14 protein-coding genes are annotated in these 15,360 nt (G+C 60.8%); 6 read left to right on the top strand and 8 right to left on the bottom strand.

Going from position 1 to position 15,360, the window contains the following annotated elements; translation table 11 throughout:
- Positions 1 to 47 precede the first annotated feature (47 nt).
- On the top strand, positions 48 to 1,229 hold the full coding sequence (locus tag NN4_RS30200; RefSeq protein WP_222595196.1) for an acyl-CoA dehydrogenase family protein: 1,182 nt from the start codon (positions 48 to 50) through the stop codon (positions 1,227 to 1,229).
- A 63-nt stretch (positions 1,230 to 1,292) separates the two neighbouring features.
- Here NN4_RS30200 and NN4_RS30195 read toward each other — a convergent pair whose 3' ends face one another.
- The 7 genes from NN4_RS30195 to NN4_RS30165 all read right to left on the bottom strand — a co-directional run bounded on the left by NN4_RS30195 (position 1,293) and on the right by NN4_RS30165 (position 6,800).
- On the bottom strand, positions 1,293 to 1,982 hold the full coding sequence (locus NN4_RS30195) for a methyltransferase (protein WP_186818706.1): 690 nt from the start codon (positions 1,980 to 1,982) through the stop codon (positions 1,293 to 1,295).
- A 19-nt stretch (positions 1,983 to 2,001) separates the two neighbouring features.
- Positions 2,002 to 3,243, bottom strand: a complete 1,242-nt coding sequence (locus tag NN4_RS30190; RefSeq protein ID WP_147138650.1) for an adenosylhomocysteinase — start codon at positions 3,241 to 3,243, stop codon at positions 2,002 to 2,004.
- Position 3,244: 1 nt separating this feature from the next.
- Positions 3,245 to 3,829: a phosphoribosyltransferase family protein gene (locus tag NN4_RS30185; protein ID WP_281289429.1), complete on the bottom strand. Its 585-nt coding sequence runs from the start codon at positions 3,827 to 3,829 to the stop codon at positions 3,245 to 3,247.
- A gap of 13 nt (positions 3,830 to 3,842) precedes the next feature.
- Positions 3,843 to 4,487, bottom strand: coding sequence for a beta/alpha barrel domain-containing protein (locus NN4_RS30180; protein ID WP_147138646.1), 645 nt, complete (start codon positions 4,485 to 4,487; stop codon positions 3,843 to 3,845).
- 80 nt (positions 4,488 to 4,567) lie between these two features.
- Positions 4,568 to 5,590, bottom strand: a complete 1,023-nt coding sequence (gene prs / locus NN4_RS30175) for a ribose-phosphate diphosphokinase (RefSeq protein WP_147138644.1) — start codon at positions 5,588 to 5,590, stop codon at positions 4,568 to 4,570.
- Positions 5,587 to 6,210: an HAD family hydrolase gene (locus NN4_RS30170; protein ID WP_147138641.1), complete on the bottom strand. Its 624-nt coding sequence runs from the start codon at positions 6,208 to 6,210 to the stop codon at positions 5,587 to 5,589. Before NN4_RS30170 ends, prs begins: the two co-directional genes overlap by 4 nt.
- The gene (locus NN4_RS30165) at positions 6,210 to 6,800 is read right to left on the bottom strand and encodes an LOG family protein (RefSeq protein WP_281289431.1); all 591 of its coding nucleotides are present in this window, start codon (positions 6,798 to 6,800) and stop codon (positions 6,210 to 6,212) included. Before NN4_RS30165 ends, NN4_RS30170 begins: the two co-directional genes overlap by 1 nt.
- A 79-nt stretch (positions 6,801 to 6,879) precedes the next feature.
- Here NN4_RS30165 and NN4_RS30160 point away from each other — a divergent pair, with 79 nt between their 5' ends.
- Positions 6,880 to 8,028, top strand: a complete 1,149-nt coding sequence (locus NN4_RS30160) for a LacI family DNA-binding transcriptional regulator (protein ID WP_147138638.1) — start codon at positions 6,880 to 6,882, stop codon at positions 8,026 to 8,028.
- A gap of 15 nt (positions 8,029 to 8,043) precedes the next feature.
- Positions 8,044 to 9,603 (top strand): glutamine-hydrolyzing GMP synthase, encoded by a 1,560-nt coding sequence (gene guaA, locus NN4_RS30155; protein WP_246181166.1) that lies wholly within the window; start codon positions 8,044 to 8,046, stop codon positions 9,601 to 9,603.
- Between the two features lie 19 nt (positions 9,604 to 9,622).
- On the opposite strand, the gene NN4_RS30150 is transcribed toward guaA, so the two are convergent.
- Entirely contained in the window at positions 9,623 to 10,681 is a 1,059-nt protein-coding gene (locus NN4_RS30150) for a LacI family DNA-binding transcriptional regulator (RefSeq protein WP_147138636.1), read from the bottom strand.
- A gap of 798 nt (positions 10,682 to 11,479) precedes the next feature.
- Here NN4_RS30150 and NN4_RS30145 point away from each other — a divergent pair.
- From NN4_RS30145 to NN4_RS30135, 3 genes are all read left to right on the top strand, one after another.
- On the top strand, positions 11,480 to 12,634 hold the full coding sequence (locus NN4_RS30145) for a nitric oxide synthase oxygenase (RefSeq protein WP_147138634.1): 1,155 nt from the start codon (positions 11,480 to 11,482) through the stop codon (positions 12,632 to 12,634).
- Positions 12,627 to 13,940, top strand: coding sequence for an APC family permease (locus NN4_RS30140; protein WP_147138632.1), 1,314 nt, complete (start codon positions 12,627 to 12,629; stop codon positions 13,938 to 13,940). The genes NN4_RS30145 and NN4_RS30140 overlap by 8 nt, the downstream gene beginning before the upstream one ends.
- A gap of 214 nt (positions 13,941 to 14,154) precedes the next feature.
- On the top strand, positions 14,155 to 15,360 hold a 1,206-nt coding region (locus tag NN4_RS30135; RefSeq protein ID WP_147138716.1), incomplete at its 3' end, for a Tm-1-like ATP-binding domain-containing protein.

The raw sequence follows: 15,360 nt of genomic DNA, 5'->3' as shown, positions 1-15,360 counted from the left end.
GCCGAAGACGCCGCCCCCACTGTGGTTTCGAATCCAGGAGGAAGCGTGTGACAGCCTCGGCTCGGCTACACATCAGCGAAAAATTCCCGGCGATGCTGGAACGGATCGACGCGCTCGGCGAGTCCATCGAAGCGGACGCGGAGGCGGCCGACACACTCGGCAGGCTCACCGCGGACGTCGCGAAGTCGTTGCTGGGCACGGGGATCGTCCGGGCAGGTCTGCCGGAGAATCTCGGCGGCTACGAATTCTCCCCGCGTCAGTTGATTCGCACGATCGAGCGGCTCAGCTACCACGACGCCGCGGCCGGATGGACGATGATGGCGCTGCAGATGATCACCGGCACCACGGCGGCCTATCTCGGTGCCGCTGCCGCCGCTGAGCTGTTCCCCGATGTGGCGAGCGGTGATCACGCCTTGCTGTCCGGCCATGGCACCCGGCCCGGCCGGGCTGTCCCGGTGGACGGCGGCTACCTGGTCAGTGGGGAATGGCAGTTCGCCTCCGGTATGGCGCTGGCCACGCACATCCACAGTGCGATCCAGGTCGAGGACACCGGCGAGCCCCGGATACTGGCGATGCCCAAGTCGCAGGTGACTCTCGTCGACAACTGGGACGTGCTCGGCCTCCGTGCGACCAGCAGCATCGACTACCACTGCACCGATGTCTATGTCCCGCAGACGCACACCTATCGCGCGACCACGATGGACCCCGCCAACGGCGGCGCGATCTATCGCATCGGCATTGTGAACATGTCCGCGATCGTGCACTCCGGATGGGCACTCGGCGTCGGCCGCCGGCTGCTCGACGAATTGAAGCTCTACGCGTCGAAGAAGTCGGGTACGTTCCACGCCGCCGTCGACACCGCGCAGTTCCACGCCGAGTACGCGACCGCCGAGGCCAGGCTGCGCGCGGCCCGCGCGTGGGTGCTGCAAGCCTGGCAAGAAAACGAAGAAACGCTTGCCGCAGGTGAATTGCTGAGCACCGAACAGGAGACGCTGATCCGGCTGGTACTCAACCACACGACGTGGACCGTGCACGACGTCGGCCAGACAGTGCACCGATGGGCCGCGACAACCGCGATCCGGCGCGGCCCGATCGACCGGTTCCTCCGCGATCTCGCCACCGGCACCCAGCACATCACCTCGGGCCCGATAGTCCTGCAGAATTGCGGAAAGTGGCTCAGCGGTGCCCAACCCGAAGCGCACTGGGAGTTCCTGGACCTGGTCGACTGATCACCCGGAACCGACGAACTGTGCGGCGCGGTGCGATCGGCTGATCGCACCGCGCCGGTGGCACTACCCTTCGTCTACCCTGTACACGATGTAGGTCATCAATTGATTCACCTCGATACGCCGGACACGGGCGACCTCTTGTAATTTCAGATCCGCTTCGGCGGCTATCGAGTTCAGCAACTCGATATCTCCGATGTCTGTCGTCCCCAGGAGCTGCTGCCCGCCGTCACGCAGGAACGCGCGACCTTCCGTCATGTACCTGCGCTGCAACGAGTATCCAGGATCGAATACCGCTCGTTCCAGGTCGTTTACGTACTGATACGAAGGTTCGGCTAAGCCCCACGGGACGTTCCAGAAAATCGTGTCGAACGACGAGCTCGGCGGTACCTCACTGAAGAGGTCACTCACCAGGCAGGTCATGCGGTGTGTCACATTGTGTCGCTCGGCATTCACCCGGCAGTTGTCGATCGCAGCGGGGTTGATGTCGAGCGCCGTTACCTGGGCTTTGCCCTGCATCGCTGCCATTACCGATATGACACCTGATCCGCAGCCGACCTCGCAGAACGTCTCACCGGGGTCAGGACACACAATATGACTGAAGACCTCCGTCCCCGAGGTAATCGTGCTCGGGAACACGCCGGGCAGTGACGACCAGGTCAGGCCGTGCATGACGAACTCTTCGGGGTAAGGGTCGACCTCCGACACCCATCGCATCGTTGCCTGAACCTGGGCGATATCTTCGGTGTAAGACAAGCTTTCATCCTTTCTCGGGTCAGGCGTGCGAACGGTCGAACTCGACCTGATCTTCGTGTTGCGTGTCGATGCGGACCGACAGGGCGGACAACTTGTCCCGTGCGACCGACACATCTATCTCGGCGGGCAGCGCCACGACCTCGGGTCCGAGCCGATCTCGGTTCTCGATCAGCCAGGCCAGCCCGCGGAGCTGATCGGAAAACGACATGTCCATCAGCGCCGCGGGATTCCCCTCTGCCGCAGCGAGATTCCCGATGTCGCCGTCGGAGAGAACGAGTACATGGCCGGACGAGCCCGCGTCGTAGCGATAGACGTTACGCCTCACGACCGCTGGCTCGTTGGGGCACAGTTCCTGCAGACCGGCCATGTCCAGTTCGTTTCGGAAGTGTCCGCAATTGACGACGAGACTGCCGCGCAGCAATGCCTTCCAATGATCGCCGCGAATGACGTTGCGGCTACCCGTCGCGGTGATGACGATGTCCGCTACGGCACAACCGTCCAGGGCAGGCAGCACGGCATGCCCGTCCAGATGAGCCTCCAACGCCGCAATGGGATCGATCTCGGAAACCAGCACCTGGGCGCCCAGGCCGCGCGCCGCGCGCGCAATGCCTTTGCCGCACATGCCGTAGCCGATGACCAGAACGCGCGAGCCGGCGATCAACGTGTTCGTCGAGCGCATGATCGAGTCCAGCGCGCTCTGGCCGGTCCCGTAACGGTTGTCGAACAAGTGTTTTGTTGCCGCGCCGTTGATGTTGACGACCGGAAACCGTAGCGTTCCCTCCTCGGACAGCGCGCAGATGCGGCGGACACCCGAGGTGGTCTCCTCCAGCGCACCGATGATGTCTAGTTGCCGGAACTGTTCGTCAACGTGGAGTAGCCGAATCAGTTCCGCCCCGTCATCAATGATGACGTCGGGCCGTGTCCGCAGCACGGACCGGAAGTTTTGGGCGTGTTCTTCGATTCCGATGCTTTCTCGATTGACCACTTCGATGCCGTCGTGTTCGAGCGACGCCATCACCGCCGCGTTCGCCGTACGGGGATTGGACGAACAGACGACGACCGACGCGGTGCCCGCGGCAGCGAGCGCCCGCGCCAATGCGGCGGTCTCCGAGGTGATGTGTACTGCGATCGCGCAACGCAGTCCACTGAATGTGTCGGTCTTCGCAAACGCCTGTGCGCTGGCGGTCAACACCGGCATTCGTGCTTCGGCCCATTCGGTCAGGAGCTGGCCTGCTTCTACCGATGACGACAGCCCCGCCATGTCAGCAGACCTCACTCGGGTTGACCGGCAGATGGACGAGGTGGGTTACGTCCGCTCGCCGCTCTCCTTCGGTGGCCACCACCAATGTCTGTACGACCTGTCCGCCTGCCTGCGCCACGAGCGTCGTCATCGCCTGCTGAGTGGCGCCTGAGCTCAGTACTTCATCGATGACAGCGACTCGCCGACCAGCGATGAGTCGCTGGTCGGCGTCGTCGAGGAAGAGCTCCTGAAGTCCGGGCGTCCCGATGGTCCCGACCGTCACCGAGACCGGGGAGACCATATGCGGTCGCCGCTTCTTACGAGCGATAGCACAGGGCAGGCCGGTCGCCGTCGCCACGCCGTGTGTCAGCAGGATGCCTCCCGCTTCCGCACCGACCAGGACCTCTACGGCGTCGGAAATCTGCTTGGCGAGTTCCTTGACACAATGGTCGAGAAGTTCCACGTCGCCGTATAATTTTAGGAACGCTATTTCGAGATCCGGTGCCACGGGCACGATAGGAAGATTCCGTACGAGGTGATCTCCAAAAGTTACGGACAGGGAAGGTGCCGAAGAATTTTCTGGACCGGCTGAGTCAATGGTGTTCATGAGAATGCCTTTGTTATCGATGGGTGCCGACGAGCGCTGGCGCCACAATGTCGTGATATTCCTGCTCGGAAAATCTGCGATTCTTGAATGCACTGCTACCGAGGACGAATTGGTGAGCTCCTGCATCAAGCAGCTGTCCGATCGTCCGGGCCCCTACCGCGCCGTCGACCTCGACACGTTCTATGACGCGTCGTTGCCGGAGTGTGTCGGCGTCGGCGATGTTCTGTAACGCGGAAGCGATGAAGGGACGGCCCGCACCGCCCGGCCTGACGGTCATGACCGTGATTTGCGAGGCGGTCACCGATTCGGCCAGATCTACGTCTATGCGCTGATCGGCATTGACCACGACACCGATCTGGGCGCCGTTCTCGCTGGCTTGCACGAGTACCTCGGCAACTGCCTCATCGATCTGGGACTGATGCACCAGGATGCGGTCGGACCCGAGTAACCGCACCTCATAAACGTATTCTGCGGGTCGGCCGACCATCAGATGCGTCTCGACGGTGAGGTCGAAATGCTCTTTGATATCGGCTATCAAGGTGGGTGGAAGTCCCAGATTCCCATAGTGTGGATCGATCAGGTCTATATGGACGGCCTTGACACCGGCGCCGATCATCCGTTCGATCTGACCGTGCAAAGTGACCTGGTCGAGACACATCAGAGAAGGTATAAAATTGATATGGGCAGGGCCGCCCGTTGACGTTCGCAAATCGAATCCTTCGAGTAAGTCGCTGTTGACTAAGCGGAAAACGCTCGGCCACCACGGAAATCTTCGGCGAAAGTTTCGTCGGTGTTCAATGCGGCAAGGATGTCAGTGGCGAGTTCGGCAACCGGAGGCATATGCGGGACCATCCGAAGCCCCTCGACGGGCGCGGCCAGAGTCACGGTCGCCAAGCCGATCAGGCAGCCCGCCGAATAGAGCTCGTTTATTCGGCGGATGCCGACCGGTGTCGGCCTGAGGTGTGAACACGCCACATACATATCGAGTGCGGGCCGGTGCCGCCGGAGCTCGGTGGCGAGGGCCACGATGGTCCCAGCGCTGGCCACGAGATCATCCACGACCGCGACCGGTGCCGCGTCGGATTCGATGCCGGCCGCGTCGACATTCAGCACCACGTTCTCTGCGTCCACCCGCTGCTTGGCGGCCACGACAAGTTCGCATCCCAGCCGCTCGGCGACTGGTTCAGCCAAGCGCACAGCCCCGCCGTCAGGTGCGACGAGGTACTTCGGCCGCACCGGTGCGAGCGCGGCGACGATCGGCGCTATCGGATCCACGGCGGTGAATCGCAGTGGGCGGTAGAGCATCTCGATACGCTGGGTGGCGCCGGCGGCGATGGTCACCACCGCGTCCGCTCCGGCGGAACGGAGCAGCCGCCCGATCAGTTCTGTCGTCGCGGGGCGGCCACGTTCCAGATCCGGGCGATCCTGCCGGGAGTAGGCCAGGAACGGCACGAAAACGATGATCCTTTCGGCGCCGGCCGTCTTGCAGCCGTGGATGGTGGCCAGCAGCGCGAGTAGTTCGTTGTCACTGAAAGGTGCATCGACGGAAAGGATCTGGCAGGCGAGAACTCGGCGACCGCGGAGCGAGCGCGCGATCTCGACGCACACCTCTCCGTCAGGGAAGCGCCGATCCACCGAGCGGAGTCTCTCGTTGGTCGGCAACGCCGCCATGATGTTGTCGAACAGGGCTCTGAGTAGGCGCGGTCCGTGAGTTTCGAAGGCCAGGCACGTCACGATTGATCTATTCGCGGCCGCACTCATGCCTGATCCACGTCATCCGACAGCGCAAGCATCATTGCATCGAATAGGTCATCCCCGCGGTATCGGTGGCGGGCGAGAGACTCGATCTGGTTGTCACCGTTGACCGCGACGGTTCGTGAAATCGCCTCGAACAGTGGACCGTCGGATGCCGAGTCGCCGAACGCGAGGATGCCGTCCGGCTCGATCTGATACTGGCGCGCGACTTCGAGGGCGATTGTCGGCTTGTCCTGTGGCGTGATGATTGTGTCGGGATAGGCCGAGCCGTGGATATGATCGAACTCTCCGAAATGGGCCGCGAAAGCCTTCGGGGCCATGGTGATCAGGCAGGTGGCATAGCCATGCTGGGCAAGGTGGGCGAGTGTGCGGTCGATATTTCGAATCTTCCGGGCAGCGATGTGCGCCGTCCGATAGAGCTCAGGGCCATGGACGGCCCAAGATGCATGGGTGATCTGCGCGAACTCGACAGCGGACAGGGAGCCGGCCGAGTAGCGTGCCTCCAGGTCGATCACCAGGTCGGTGGTTCCTGAAATATGTGCGATATATTGGCATGCCGTAGCTCCGGGCAACAACGTGCCATCCATATCGAATACGGCAAGCTTGCGTGACTCGTTCGACTCCATCACCGTGTGTCCATCCGCGAATCGCTGACGTAGTTACCAGCCGCGAACAGGGAAGGCGGGGCCGGTATGTGCGTGTCCAGTCGGTCCAAGAGTGCTTCAGGCTCATCGTCGACCAGAATGAAGTCGGCATATTGCGATTTGACGAACTCCATTTCTACGCAGTGTACGATCCATTTCAACAGGGGATCGAAGTATCCGTCGATATTGAGAAGCCCGATCGGTTTTGCTTGGAAACCGAGTTGGGTCCAGGTGATGATCTCGAACAACTCGTCTGCGGTGCCGAAACCGCCGGGTAGGGCGATAAACTTTTCGGCCTTGTCCGCCATGCGAGCCTTGCGCTCGTGCATCGACTCGACTATTTCCATCGCCGTCAGGTGTGGGTGAGCGATTTCATGTTCGACGAGGCCACGCGGTATCACACCCGTCACAGTCCCCCCATGTGCGAGAGTAGCATCGGCAAGTATTCCCATGAGCCCGGTGCTCGAACCGCCGTAGATAAGCTCGTCGCCCCGACTTCCGAGAATTTTACCGAGACGCATCGCAGCGTCTGTAAATATCTTGCCGCGGCCATAGGATGCGCCACAGAACACAGTCACTCGGGCAACCAAGATTTCCGCACTCCTCCACTGTAGTGGATCATGATGTCATACGTATGATACCCATCACATCATGCGTATGAGCCTTTTGGGCGTCATACGTATGAATGCCTGCTATCATACGTATGAACCAGATCGCGTCAAGACCCCGGATCGGCACGTACGAGGAGTGGGTAGCGAAGGGAACGGCATGAGCGGAGCTCAGCAAAGGCCACGCAAGGTCACCAGTCAAGACGTCGCACGTGCGGTGGGTGTGTCTCAATCGGCGGTATCGATAGCGCTCAGCAACCACTGGCGCGGGCGTCTGGCCGCGGGCACGGTCGATGAGATCAGACAGATGGCCGCCAAGATGCACTACACGCCCAACGTCGCTGCGCGAAATCTGCGGCAGGGGACAGGTGGCTTGGTGTTCATGTTGGTGCCAACTCTGGGAAACCCGATGTTCGCCGAGATTCACGCCGGTGCGTCGGCGGAGGGCGTGAAACATGGTCGCGGACTGGTTGTTTGGCCAGTGCCCGACGGAGGGAGTCCGGCCGCTGACGCCCTGAGTGGTGCGAATGGGGTTATCGGATGCTCGCTCGACCCCGCTACGTTGACCCGGCTCGCCAACGGTCAGCCCACGGTGGCGATCGACATGGATCCGGCGGTCGATTGCCCCGTGGTCAACGCGGATCTGGGCTCCGGCATGCACGAAGCGCTCAACTATCTGAAATCTCTGGGGCATTCTTCGGTGTTGCATTTCGCCGGAGATCCAGCATCGTGGACATTTCGGCGCAGGTCGGAGTCTTTCGACGAACACAGTTCCGCACTGGGTATTCAGGGAGCCCGGATTAGGGTAGCTCCGACCGTGGCCGACGCCTACCGTGCCGCAAACAATCTGATCGCTGGATATGGCAGTCGAACACCGTGGACGGCCGTTGTTTGCGACACCGATCAGATCGCGACGGGTATGTATTTCGCAGCGGACAGACTGGGCTGGAAGATTCCGCAGCAGATTTCTGTCGTCAGCTTCGAGAATTCAGATGTCGCTGAGCTTCTGCAGCCGAGTTTGACCAGCGTAAGCATTCCTGCAAAAGCGCTCGGCGAGCGGGCTATGCAGAAGTTGATCACACTGACGGCGGGAGGAGCGCTGGAAGTGGACACATTGCCCACCGCATTGATCGTTCGCGAGTCGGCAAGTAAATCATGCACTATGGGAATTTCGTTGGACGCAACCGAATAAGAATTGGAGTCAATTTTGAAGAGCGCTCGTCGGCCCGTCGTCATCATTGATTTCGGCGCACAATACGCGCATCTCATAGCCCGCCGTGTGCGAGAGCTCGGTTACTATTCGGTCGTGGTCTCGCACGATACCGCCGCTGTGGAGATCGAACAGTCGAAGCCGTTGGCCCTGATATTGTCCGGTGGTCCGAGCTCGGTTTATGCTCCGGGTGCGCCGGCGATCGATCGGAAAGTTCTCGAATTGGGTGTTCCGGTATTCGGTATATGCTACGGATTCCAGCTCATGGCCTTGCTGCTCGGCGGACAGGTAGCCCACAACGGTGTTGCGGAGTACGGCAGAACGGACATTCGGGTAAAAGGCGGTGCTTTGCATGGCGGGTTACCCACCGAGATGCCTGTCTGGATGAGTCATCGCGACGCGGTAGTGCGGGCGCCTATCGGGTTCGATGTCATGGCTTCGAGTGATCGAACCGCGATCGCGGCATTCGAGTCGCCGGCGCTGCGAATGGCGGGTGTTCAATATCATCCAGAAGTACATCACACACCCCACGGTCCAGAGGTGCTTCGGAGGTTTCTGGAGGTCGTCGCCGACTGTGCGCCGAACTGGTCGATGGGTGATGTCGCCGGTGAACTAATTGATGACGTCCGAGACAAGGTTGGTGACGGTAGGGCGATCTGCGCCCTGTCGGGTGGTGTCGATTCGGCGGTCGCCGCGGCCGTGGTGCACGCGGCAATCGGTGACCGGCTTTCCTGCGTACTTGTCGACAACGGGTTGCTCCGGGAAGGCGAACGCGAACAGGTGGTGCGTGATTTCGAAGGGGCGACCGGCGCCGTACTGACGGTTCGGAACGAACAGAAGCGGTTCCTCGACAGCTTGGCCGGAATTTCGGAGCCCGAGCTGAAACGTAAGGCGATCGGCCGATCGTTCATCGAAAGCTTCACCGACGCGGTATCGGAAATGGCGGCCGACGACGGTTTCGATCGACACTTCTTGGTGCAGGGAACGCTCTATTCCGACGTCATCGAGTCCGGCGGCAGCGGTAACACTGCGGCCAACATCAAGAGCCACCACAATGTCGGCGGACTGCCGGAGGAGATGCGCTTTTCGCTGGTCGAGCCGCTGCGTCAGCTGTTCAAAGACGAGGTACGCAGGCTTGGCGCAGAACTCGGTCTGCCGAAGTCGATCATAGGCCGCCAGCCCTTTCCTGGCCCGGGTCTGGCAATACGAATCGTGGGCGAAGTGACGCAGCAGCGCCTCGAACTGGTCCGGAAAGCTGATGCGATCGTCCGCGAGGTGATGGCGAAGGAACCAGCAGACGCCGACGTATGGCAGTTCCCCGTCGTTCTCTTGGCGGAGGTGCGCAGCGTCGGTGTCATGGGGGACGGTCGCTCGTATGGACATCCACTCGTGCTGCGGCCGGTAACAAGCGAGGATGCGATGACCGCTGACTGGACTCGGCTGCCGCACGAACTCATCGCGGCGCTATCGAATCGGCTGACGAACGAACTTCCCGAGGTGAACCGCGTCGTGCTGGATGTCACGAGCAAGCCCCCTGCGACGATCGAGTGGGAGTAGGGCTGACAGGGTGGCCTCTTTACGCTCCGCCCGATTCGGGAGGCGCGATCGGGCGGATACCTGGGGCCGCCATCGGCGGGGCACTTGTCGAGCCACGGATGACGAGCGATGTCGGCAGCAGCGTGGCGGCGGCATGATCGCCACGGACTTCTTGGATCAGCGCCCTGATTCCGAGCGTTCCCAGCTCATCGCCGGGGACGTGAATCGTCGTCAACGGCGGACGCATCACCGCGCTGATCGGGGTGTCGTCGAAGCCGATCACCGAGATATCGCGGGGAATGCCGAGGCCGGCTTCGTGTGCGGCCCAATAGACACCGAGTGCCAGCTGGTCGTTGTCACACACGATGCCCAACGATTCGACGTAACCCTGCATCAGCGCCAGTGCGGTGCGGTATCCATCTTCGATGCTCGGCCTGCTGGTGGCGCGCAAGGAAGTGAGGCCGTGCGCTGCGCATGCTGCGTCGAATGCGGAGCCGCGCTGGCGGAATGTCCACGTGGTGCGGTCAGCGGCGAGGTGGACGACCCGACGATGACCGAGCTGGGCGAGATGTGTGACGGCGCGGGAAGCGCCACCCGTGATGTCCGCATTGATCGCGCAGACATTCGGTGGTGGCGCGCCGTCGATGACTACGAAGGGTAACCCGTCGACGAGTTCACTTATTCTCGCCGGATCCACCGAGCAGGCCAGAATGCCATCCGCAATCTGTCGGCTGGAGGGAAAAGGCGTCATCTCGTCGTCGGCGTCGAGTGGATACACGACGATGCTGACGCCGCTCATGGCCGCCTCGCGAACCGCTGCGGAGTGGACGGCGGCGAAGAAGGGGTTGCTCAGCACAGGTACGACCATGAGTACGGTATTCGTACTTCCGGTGCGTAGGCTGCGTGCCGCCAAATTCGGCCGGTAACCCATGCGTTCGGCGGTGCGCAATACGCGCATGGCGGTCAGTTCTGAAATTCGACCGTGCCAGCGTTCGCTCAATACGATGGAAACCGTCGATTGTGAGACGCCAGCAGCTTTCCCTACGTCGCGGCTGGTGACTCGCTGTGTGGATCGTGATCTGCCATCGCGATCGCTCATCAGCACCTCTCGTGTCCAATAAGAATAAATGCACCCGAAGTTTACCGCGTTGACGTCGAAAAGACGGCCGAAAACCGCGCGGCAGTGTGATCGCGACACATAATTCTATGCTCGACCAAGAATGTCTCTGTTGGCGACCACTACATCTGTACGTTCGCTGCCGGTCCGAACGTTCGGCCGGTACGGGGACGCGGTCACCTCGTCGTCGATCGCGCGGTGCTCGGCGGCGTTCTGCTGCCTTGGCTGTGACGGATGTGGTTGTCCACCAACTGTTCCCCACTAGCCGTGGCGTTTGATGAGGTCGGTGCCGTAGCTTATCCCGGCGTCGCCGCTGCCGATGTAACAGGTATCGCCAGGTTCTGTTACCGGATTATGAACAGATCGCGAAGGATTTGTCATGAGACAACCTCCTCGTAAGACGCGCGGGGCGTCGACGGTCTTTCGAGTGGATCAGTTGCGCAAAGTCATACGTGTGACTAACATGAGTGATATGACGTTTGTTCGGGAGAGGGAAGGAACCTCTTGTAGCGTTTCTCGGTGAGATATTCACTGTATTCTCGTGTGAAATATGCGTCAGACTTCAGGTTGTCGCTGACCAAGTGAAGGGTGGCAGCGAGTACTTGATGTCTGCTGGTGGCAGAAATTTGGCGCCCGGTCGAAGGTGTATTCCGTATGCGACGAGCACTATGCGTGTACGCCCGGCAGTAATTGTGCTTCCGTTCGATAATTTTATGCAAGTGGGGAGATGTTCGGATGAGTGTCCATTTATCTGATAGCGGCGATTCTTGTACTTACTCAATGAATAATGAGGATATCTGTAGTGCGACTCCCGGTATAGCGGGCGTGACGCCGGAGAGCTCGCTGATCGGCGAATTTCAACAACTTGGTAAAGCGCTGAAAGAATTCGTCACAGTGCCAGATTCCAGAATATACGGTATTGGTGAGCAGATAGCAGAAAGCGGCTCGTACGAACTCACCGGGGAAGAGCTTCGGTTGGGCGCGATGCTTGCCTGGCGCAATCATGCCCGCTGCAATGGCAGGATGCATTGGCGCACTCTGCAGGTTCTCGATTTCCGTCGAGCCAATACGGTCCAAGACGTCTTCGAGGGGTGCTTGGAGCACCTCGAGTACTCGACCAACAACGGTGCCCTCCGTGCCGTGATCTCCGTGTTCCCGCAGTCGAGTAACGGTATGGGGTTCGAGATTTTGAATCCCCAGCTGATCAGATACGCGGGATATCGCCGAACGGACGGGTCGGTGATCGGTGACCCGCTGCATCTCGAGTTGACCGATTTGGCCCTCGAGTGGGGTTGGGTACCTGCGCGAACGGCATTCGATGTGCTGCCGTTGTTGATCAAATCCCCGTCTGGACAGATATCGATGTACGAGATTCCTCCCGAGTACATCATGGAAGTGCAGATCGAACACCCGGAATACCCTGGAATCGGGGAATTGGGTTTGCGATGGCACGTTAACCCCGCTATCAGTGACAAAGTACTGTCGATCGGTGGCCTCGAGTTCCGCGCTGCTCCGTTCAGTGGATGGTACGTCTCGTCCGAGATCGGCGCTCGGAACCTTTCGGATGAGAGCCGCTACAACATGCTGCCGTGTGTGGCTCGCGCTATGGGCCTGGATACTCGGCGGGACGCGACATTGTGGAAAGATCGTGCAGCAGTGGAACTGACATACGCTGTGCAATGGAGCTATGGCAAGGCGGGCGTTCACATCGTCGACCACCATACCGCTGCGAAACAGTTCATCAAGCACGTGGAACGTGAACATCGGAGTCTAAGGAAAGTTCCTACCGACTGGTCCTGGATCAACCCACCGATCTCCGCGTCCACCACACCCACATTTCATCGCGCATATGACGACCCGGATTTTGCACTCCGTCCGAATTTTTTGACGCGAGGCATGCAGTCCGCACCGGCGGAATGCCCGGCGCATGGTTGATTCGGGAACTAAGAAAATAGGAACCCCAGCGGCACTAGCGTTCGCGGTATCGATCGTTACCGGCAGCGGTCTGCTTGCCCTGCCCGGGCAAGTAGGGCTCGTCGCCGGGCAGGGCGCACTCTGGACCTGGATCATAGGATCTGTGCTAATGGCCGGCATTCTGTGGTGTCTGTATCGTCTGGAGACGTATGTTGACGGTAGTTCTGGAATCCACGAGCTGGTACAAGCCGGCCTCGGACGGCATGTGGCCGACTATGTAAAGGTTTTGCTGGTCGCTACATTCAGTGTCGGTATTCCTGGCATAGCGCTCGTCACCGGTAATTATATCTCGACGATGTTCAGCTGGACGCATCTCATCCCGGTGGTCGCCATCGCTGCGACGGTAAGTTCTGGCCTGGTAATGTGGCTCGGCACAAAATCCTCATCACTATTTCAAACAACCACAAGCTTGCTGTCATTATTTATTGTCGTGTGTGTCGTGTTGGGTGCGTTGTGGAAGCATGGTAGCGCCAACGCTCTCGACAATGTAGGCGCTACTCCATCCGCGGCCTCGATCAGCGCCGTCGGGATGGCCTTTTTCGCTTTCGCCGGTTGGGAGTTGGTGACTTTCCTGAGCAAGGACATGCGAGGAGGGCGTGGAGCCTATCGCGCAGTGTTGGCGGCCAGTTGGTTTATTGTCGTGGGGTTATATTTGCTGCTGGTAGTGAGCAATAGCCTATCTTCGGGTGACGACGACGTCTTGTCGCTCGCGGCTCCTGCGTCAATTCTCGGCATCGACTCGACCACCATCTACTCTCTTGCCGCGCTTATTATGCTGGCGAGTCTCTTCGCGAACTTGTACGGATATGTCTCGTTGATCCACACGTTCTCGATCGAGAGAGCTCTGCCCACGGTTCTCTCGATGCCTCTGTTCCGGGATAGCGCTGTCGTAGCTCTGCCTGCGGGTATCGGAATAATATCAGTCGTCAGTGTGCTGGGCTTCTTCCGGGACGAGGCTGCCGCAGTTCTGTTTTCGATAGCCGGGGTCAATTTCCTCCTGATCTACCTCCTTGCGTGTGGTTCATTATTACGTCTCTGTCGATCACTGGCCGAACGAACGATCTCGGTCGTCGCTCTGGGTGGTGGACTCGTGATGCTTGTCGCCTCGTGGCGTGACCTGATTTTAGCGATTGTGATTTTCGTCTGTGTACTTCTATGGCGAGGTATGCGGTATGCGAAGGCGAGTACGGCGCTGCCGGGCATGAATTCTGCACGCCGCCTGAACCTCCGAAATCACTCAAAACAGGGGATGAAGGGCGCCGAGTAGGGCCGCCGCGCCAACTCGACACGCCAGTAAGTGACGGACAGTGAGCGATCGGTGTGGAGCCGTGCGCACCGAACCGGTATCCACCTCGAGGTATCGAAAGCGAGTGCCGGGCCACTCATCTCGCCGATCAGCCCTCGCAGGCACGTTGTTTGGGCCAGATTATGAGTCGGGAGTCTTCCGCGTTGTGAGATAGGAGGAGCGGCGCGTGGCCATCATGTTGTTGGGAACCTTCGACACCAAGGGGGAGGAGTACGCATACGTCCGTGACTTGATCGCCGAGCGCGGCAAGGAGGTCGTTCTGGTCGACGCCGGTGTCTTGGGGACCTCGGCCCTCGTCGCCGACGTGGACTCGTCAGCGGTCGCTGCGGCGGCGGGCGCCGATCTGGCGGTGCTCAGGCGCCGACGTGACCGTGGTGTTGCCCTCGAGGTGATGGCGGCCGGCGCCACTACCGTCGCCGAGCAGCTGTACGCGCAGGGTCGGCTCAGTGGCGTGCTCGCGCTGGGTGGTAGCGGCGGTTCCTCGATTGCCGCGACGGTCATGCAAGCGTTGCCCGTCGGCTTGCCGAAGCTGCTGGTCTCGACAATGGCTGGTGGAGATGTCTCGCCGTATGTCGGGTCGACCGACATGACGTTGATGTACAGCGTCGTCGACGTGGCGGGAATCAACTCGATCTCCCGTCAGGTGCTGGGTAACGCCGCGGCGGCGATCGCGGGAATGGCCGACGCGTACGCGACCAGACGATCGAATCCTGCTGGGGCACAGGACAAGCCGCTTGTCGCCGCCACCATGTTCGGCGTCACCACCCCCGCCGTGGATACCGCTCGACGCCGGTTGGTGGAACTGGGGTACGAGGTGCTGGTATTCCACGCCACCGGCTCCGGCGGTCGCACCATGGAGAATTTGGCCGCTCACGGGCACTTCGCCGGTGTCCTCGACCTCACCACCACGGAGATCGCCGACGAGGTCGTCGGCGGGGTGTTGTCCGCCGGGCCTGATCGGCTCACCGCGGCGGCAAAGGCGGGCATTCCTCAGGTCGTCAGCCTCGGCGCCTTGGACATGGTGAACTTCGGGCCGAAGGACACCGTGCCGGAGCGGTTCCGCGAGCGAAACTTGCTCGTCCACAACGAGACAGTCACGTTGCTGCGCACGAGTGCCGTCGAAGCGGCCCGCATCGGTGCCGTGCTCGGCCGGAAGCTGGCAGCGGCCACCGGGCCCACCGCGTTGTTCGTCCCTCGCGGCGGACTGTCCGCGGTCGACGTGGACGGCGGACCATTCTGGGACCCCGCGGCGGACGCGGCGTGCATCGACTCGGTACTCGACGCGGTGGCCGGAACCCGCGTCGAGGTGATCGACAGCGACCAGGACATCAACGGCTCGGCGTTCGCGACGGCGGCCGCCGAGCATCTGCATCAACTGATC

The organism is Nocardia ninae NBRC 108245 (assembly GCF_007990755.1).
Lineage (GTDB): Bacteria > Actinomycetota > Actinomycetes > Mycobacteriales > Mycobacteriaceae > Nocardia > Nocardia ninae.
This window is presented reverse-complemented; position numbering and strand designations above follow the sequence as displayed.

What these genes read in the sequence shown, in the direction of transcription:
- NN4_RS30190 (WP_147138650.1), bottom strand. Translation starts at nt 3,243, where the DNA reads ATGGCGGGGCTGTCGTCATCGGTAGAAGCAGGCCAGCTCCTGACCGAA.
- NN4_RS30185 (WP_281289429.1), bottom strand. Translation starts at nt 3,829, where the DNA reads ATGAACACCATTGACTCAGCCGGTCCAGAAAATTCTTCGGCACCTTCC.
- NN4_RS30180 (WP_147138646.1), bottom strand. Translation starts at nt 4,487, where the DNA reads ATGTGTCTCGACCAGGTCACTTTGCACGGTCAGATCGAACGGATGATC.
- prs (WP_147138644.1), bottom strand. Translation starts at nt 5,590, where the DNA reads ATGAGTGCGGCCGCGAATAGATCAATCGTGACGTGCCTGGCCTTCGAA.
- NN4_RS30170 (WP_147138641.1), bottom strand. Translation starts at nt 6,210, where the DNA reads ATGGAGTCGAACGAGTCACGCAAGCTTGCCGTATTCGATATGGATGGC.
- NN4_RS30160 (WP_147138638.1), top strand. Translation starts at nt 6,880, where the DNA reads ATGCGTATGAGCCTTTTGGGCGTCATACGTATGAATGCCTGCTATCAT.
- NN4_RS30150 (WP_147138636.1), bottom strand. Translation starts at nt 10,681, where the DNA reads ATGAGCGATCGCGATGGCAGATCACGATCCACACAGCGAGTCACCAGC.
- NN4_RS30145 (WP_147138634.1), top strand. Translation starts at nt 11,480, where the DNA reads ATGAATAATGAGGATATCTGTAGTGCGACTCCCGGTATAGCGGGCGTG.
- NN4_RS30140 (WP_147138632.1), top strand. Translation starts at nt 12,627, where the DNA reads ATGGTTGATTCGGGAACTAAGAAAATAGGAACCCCAGCGGCACTAGCG.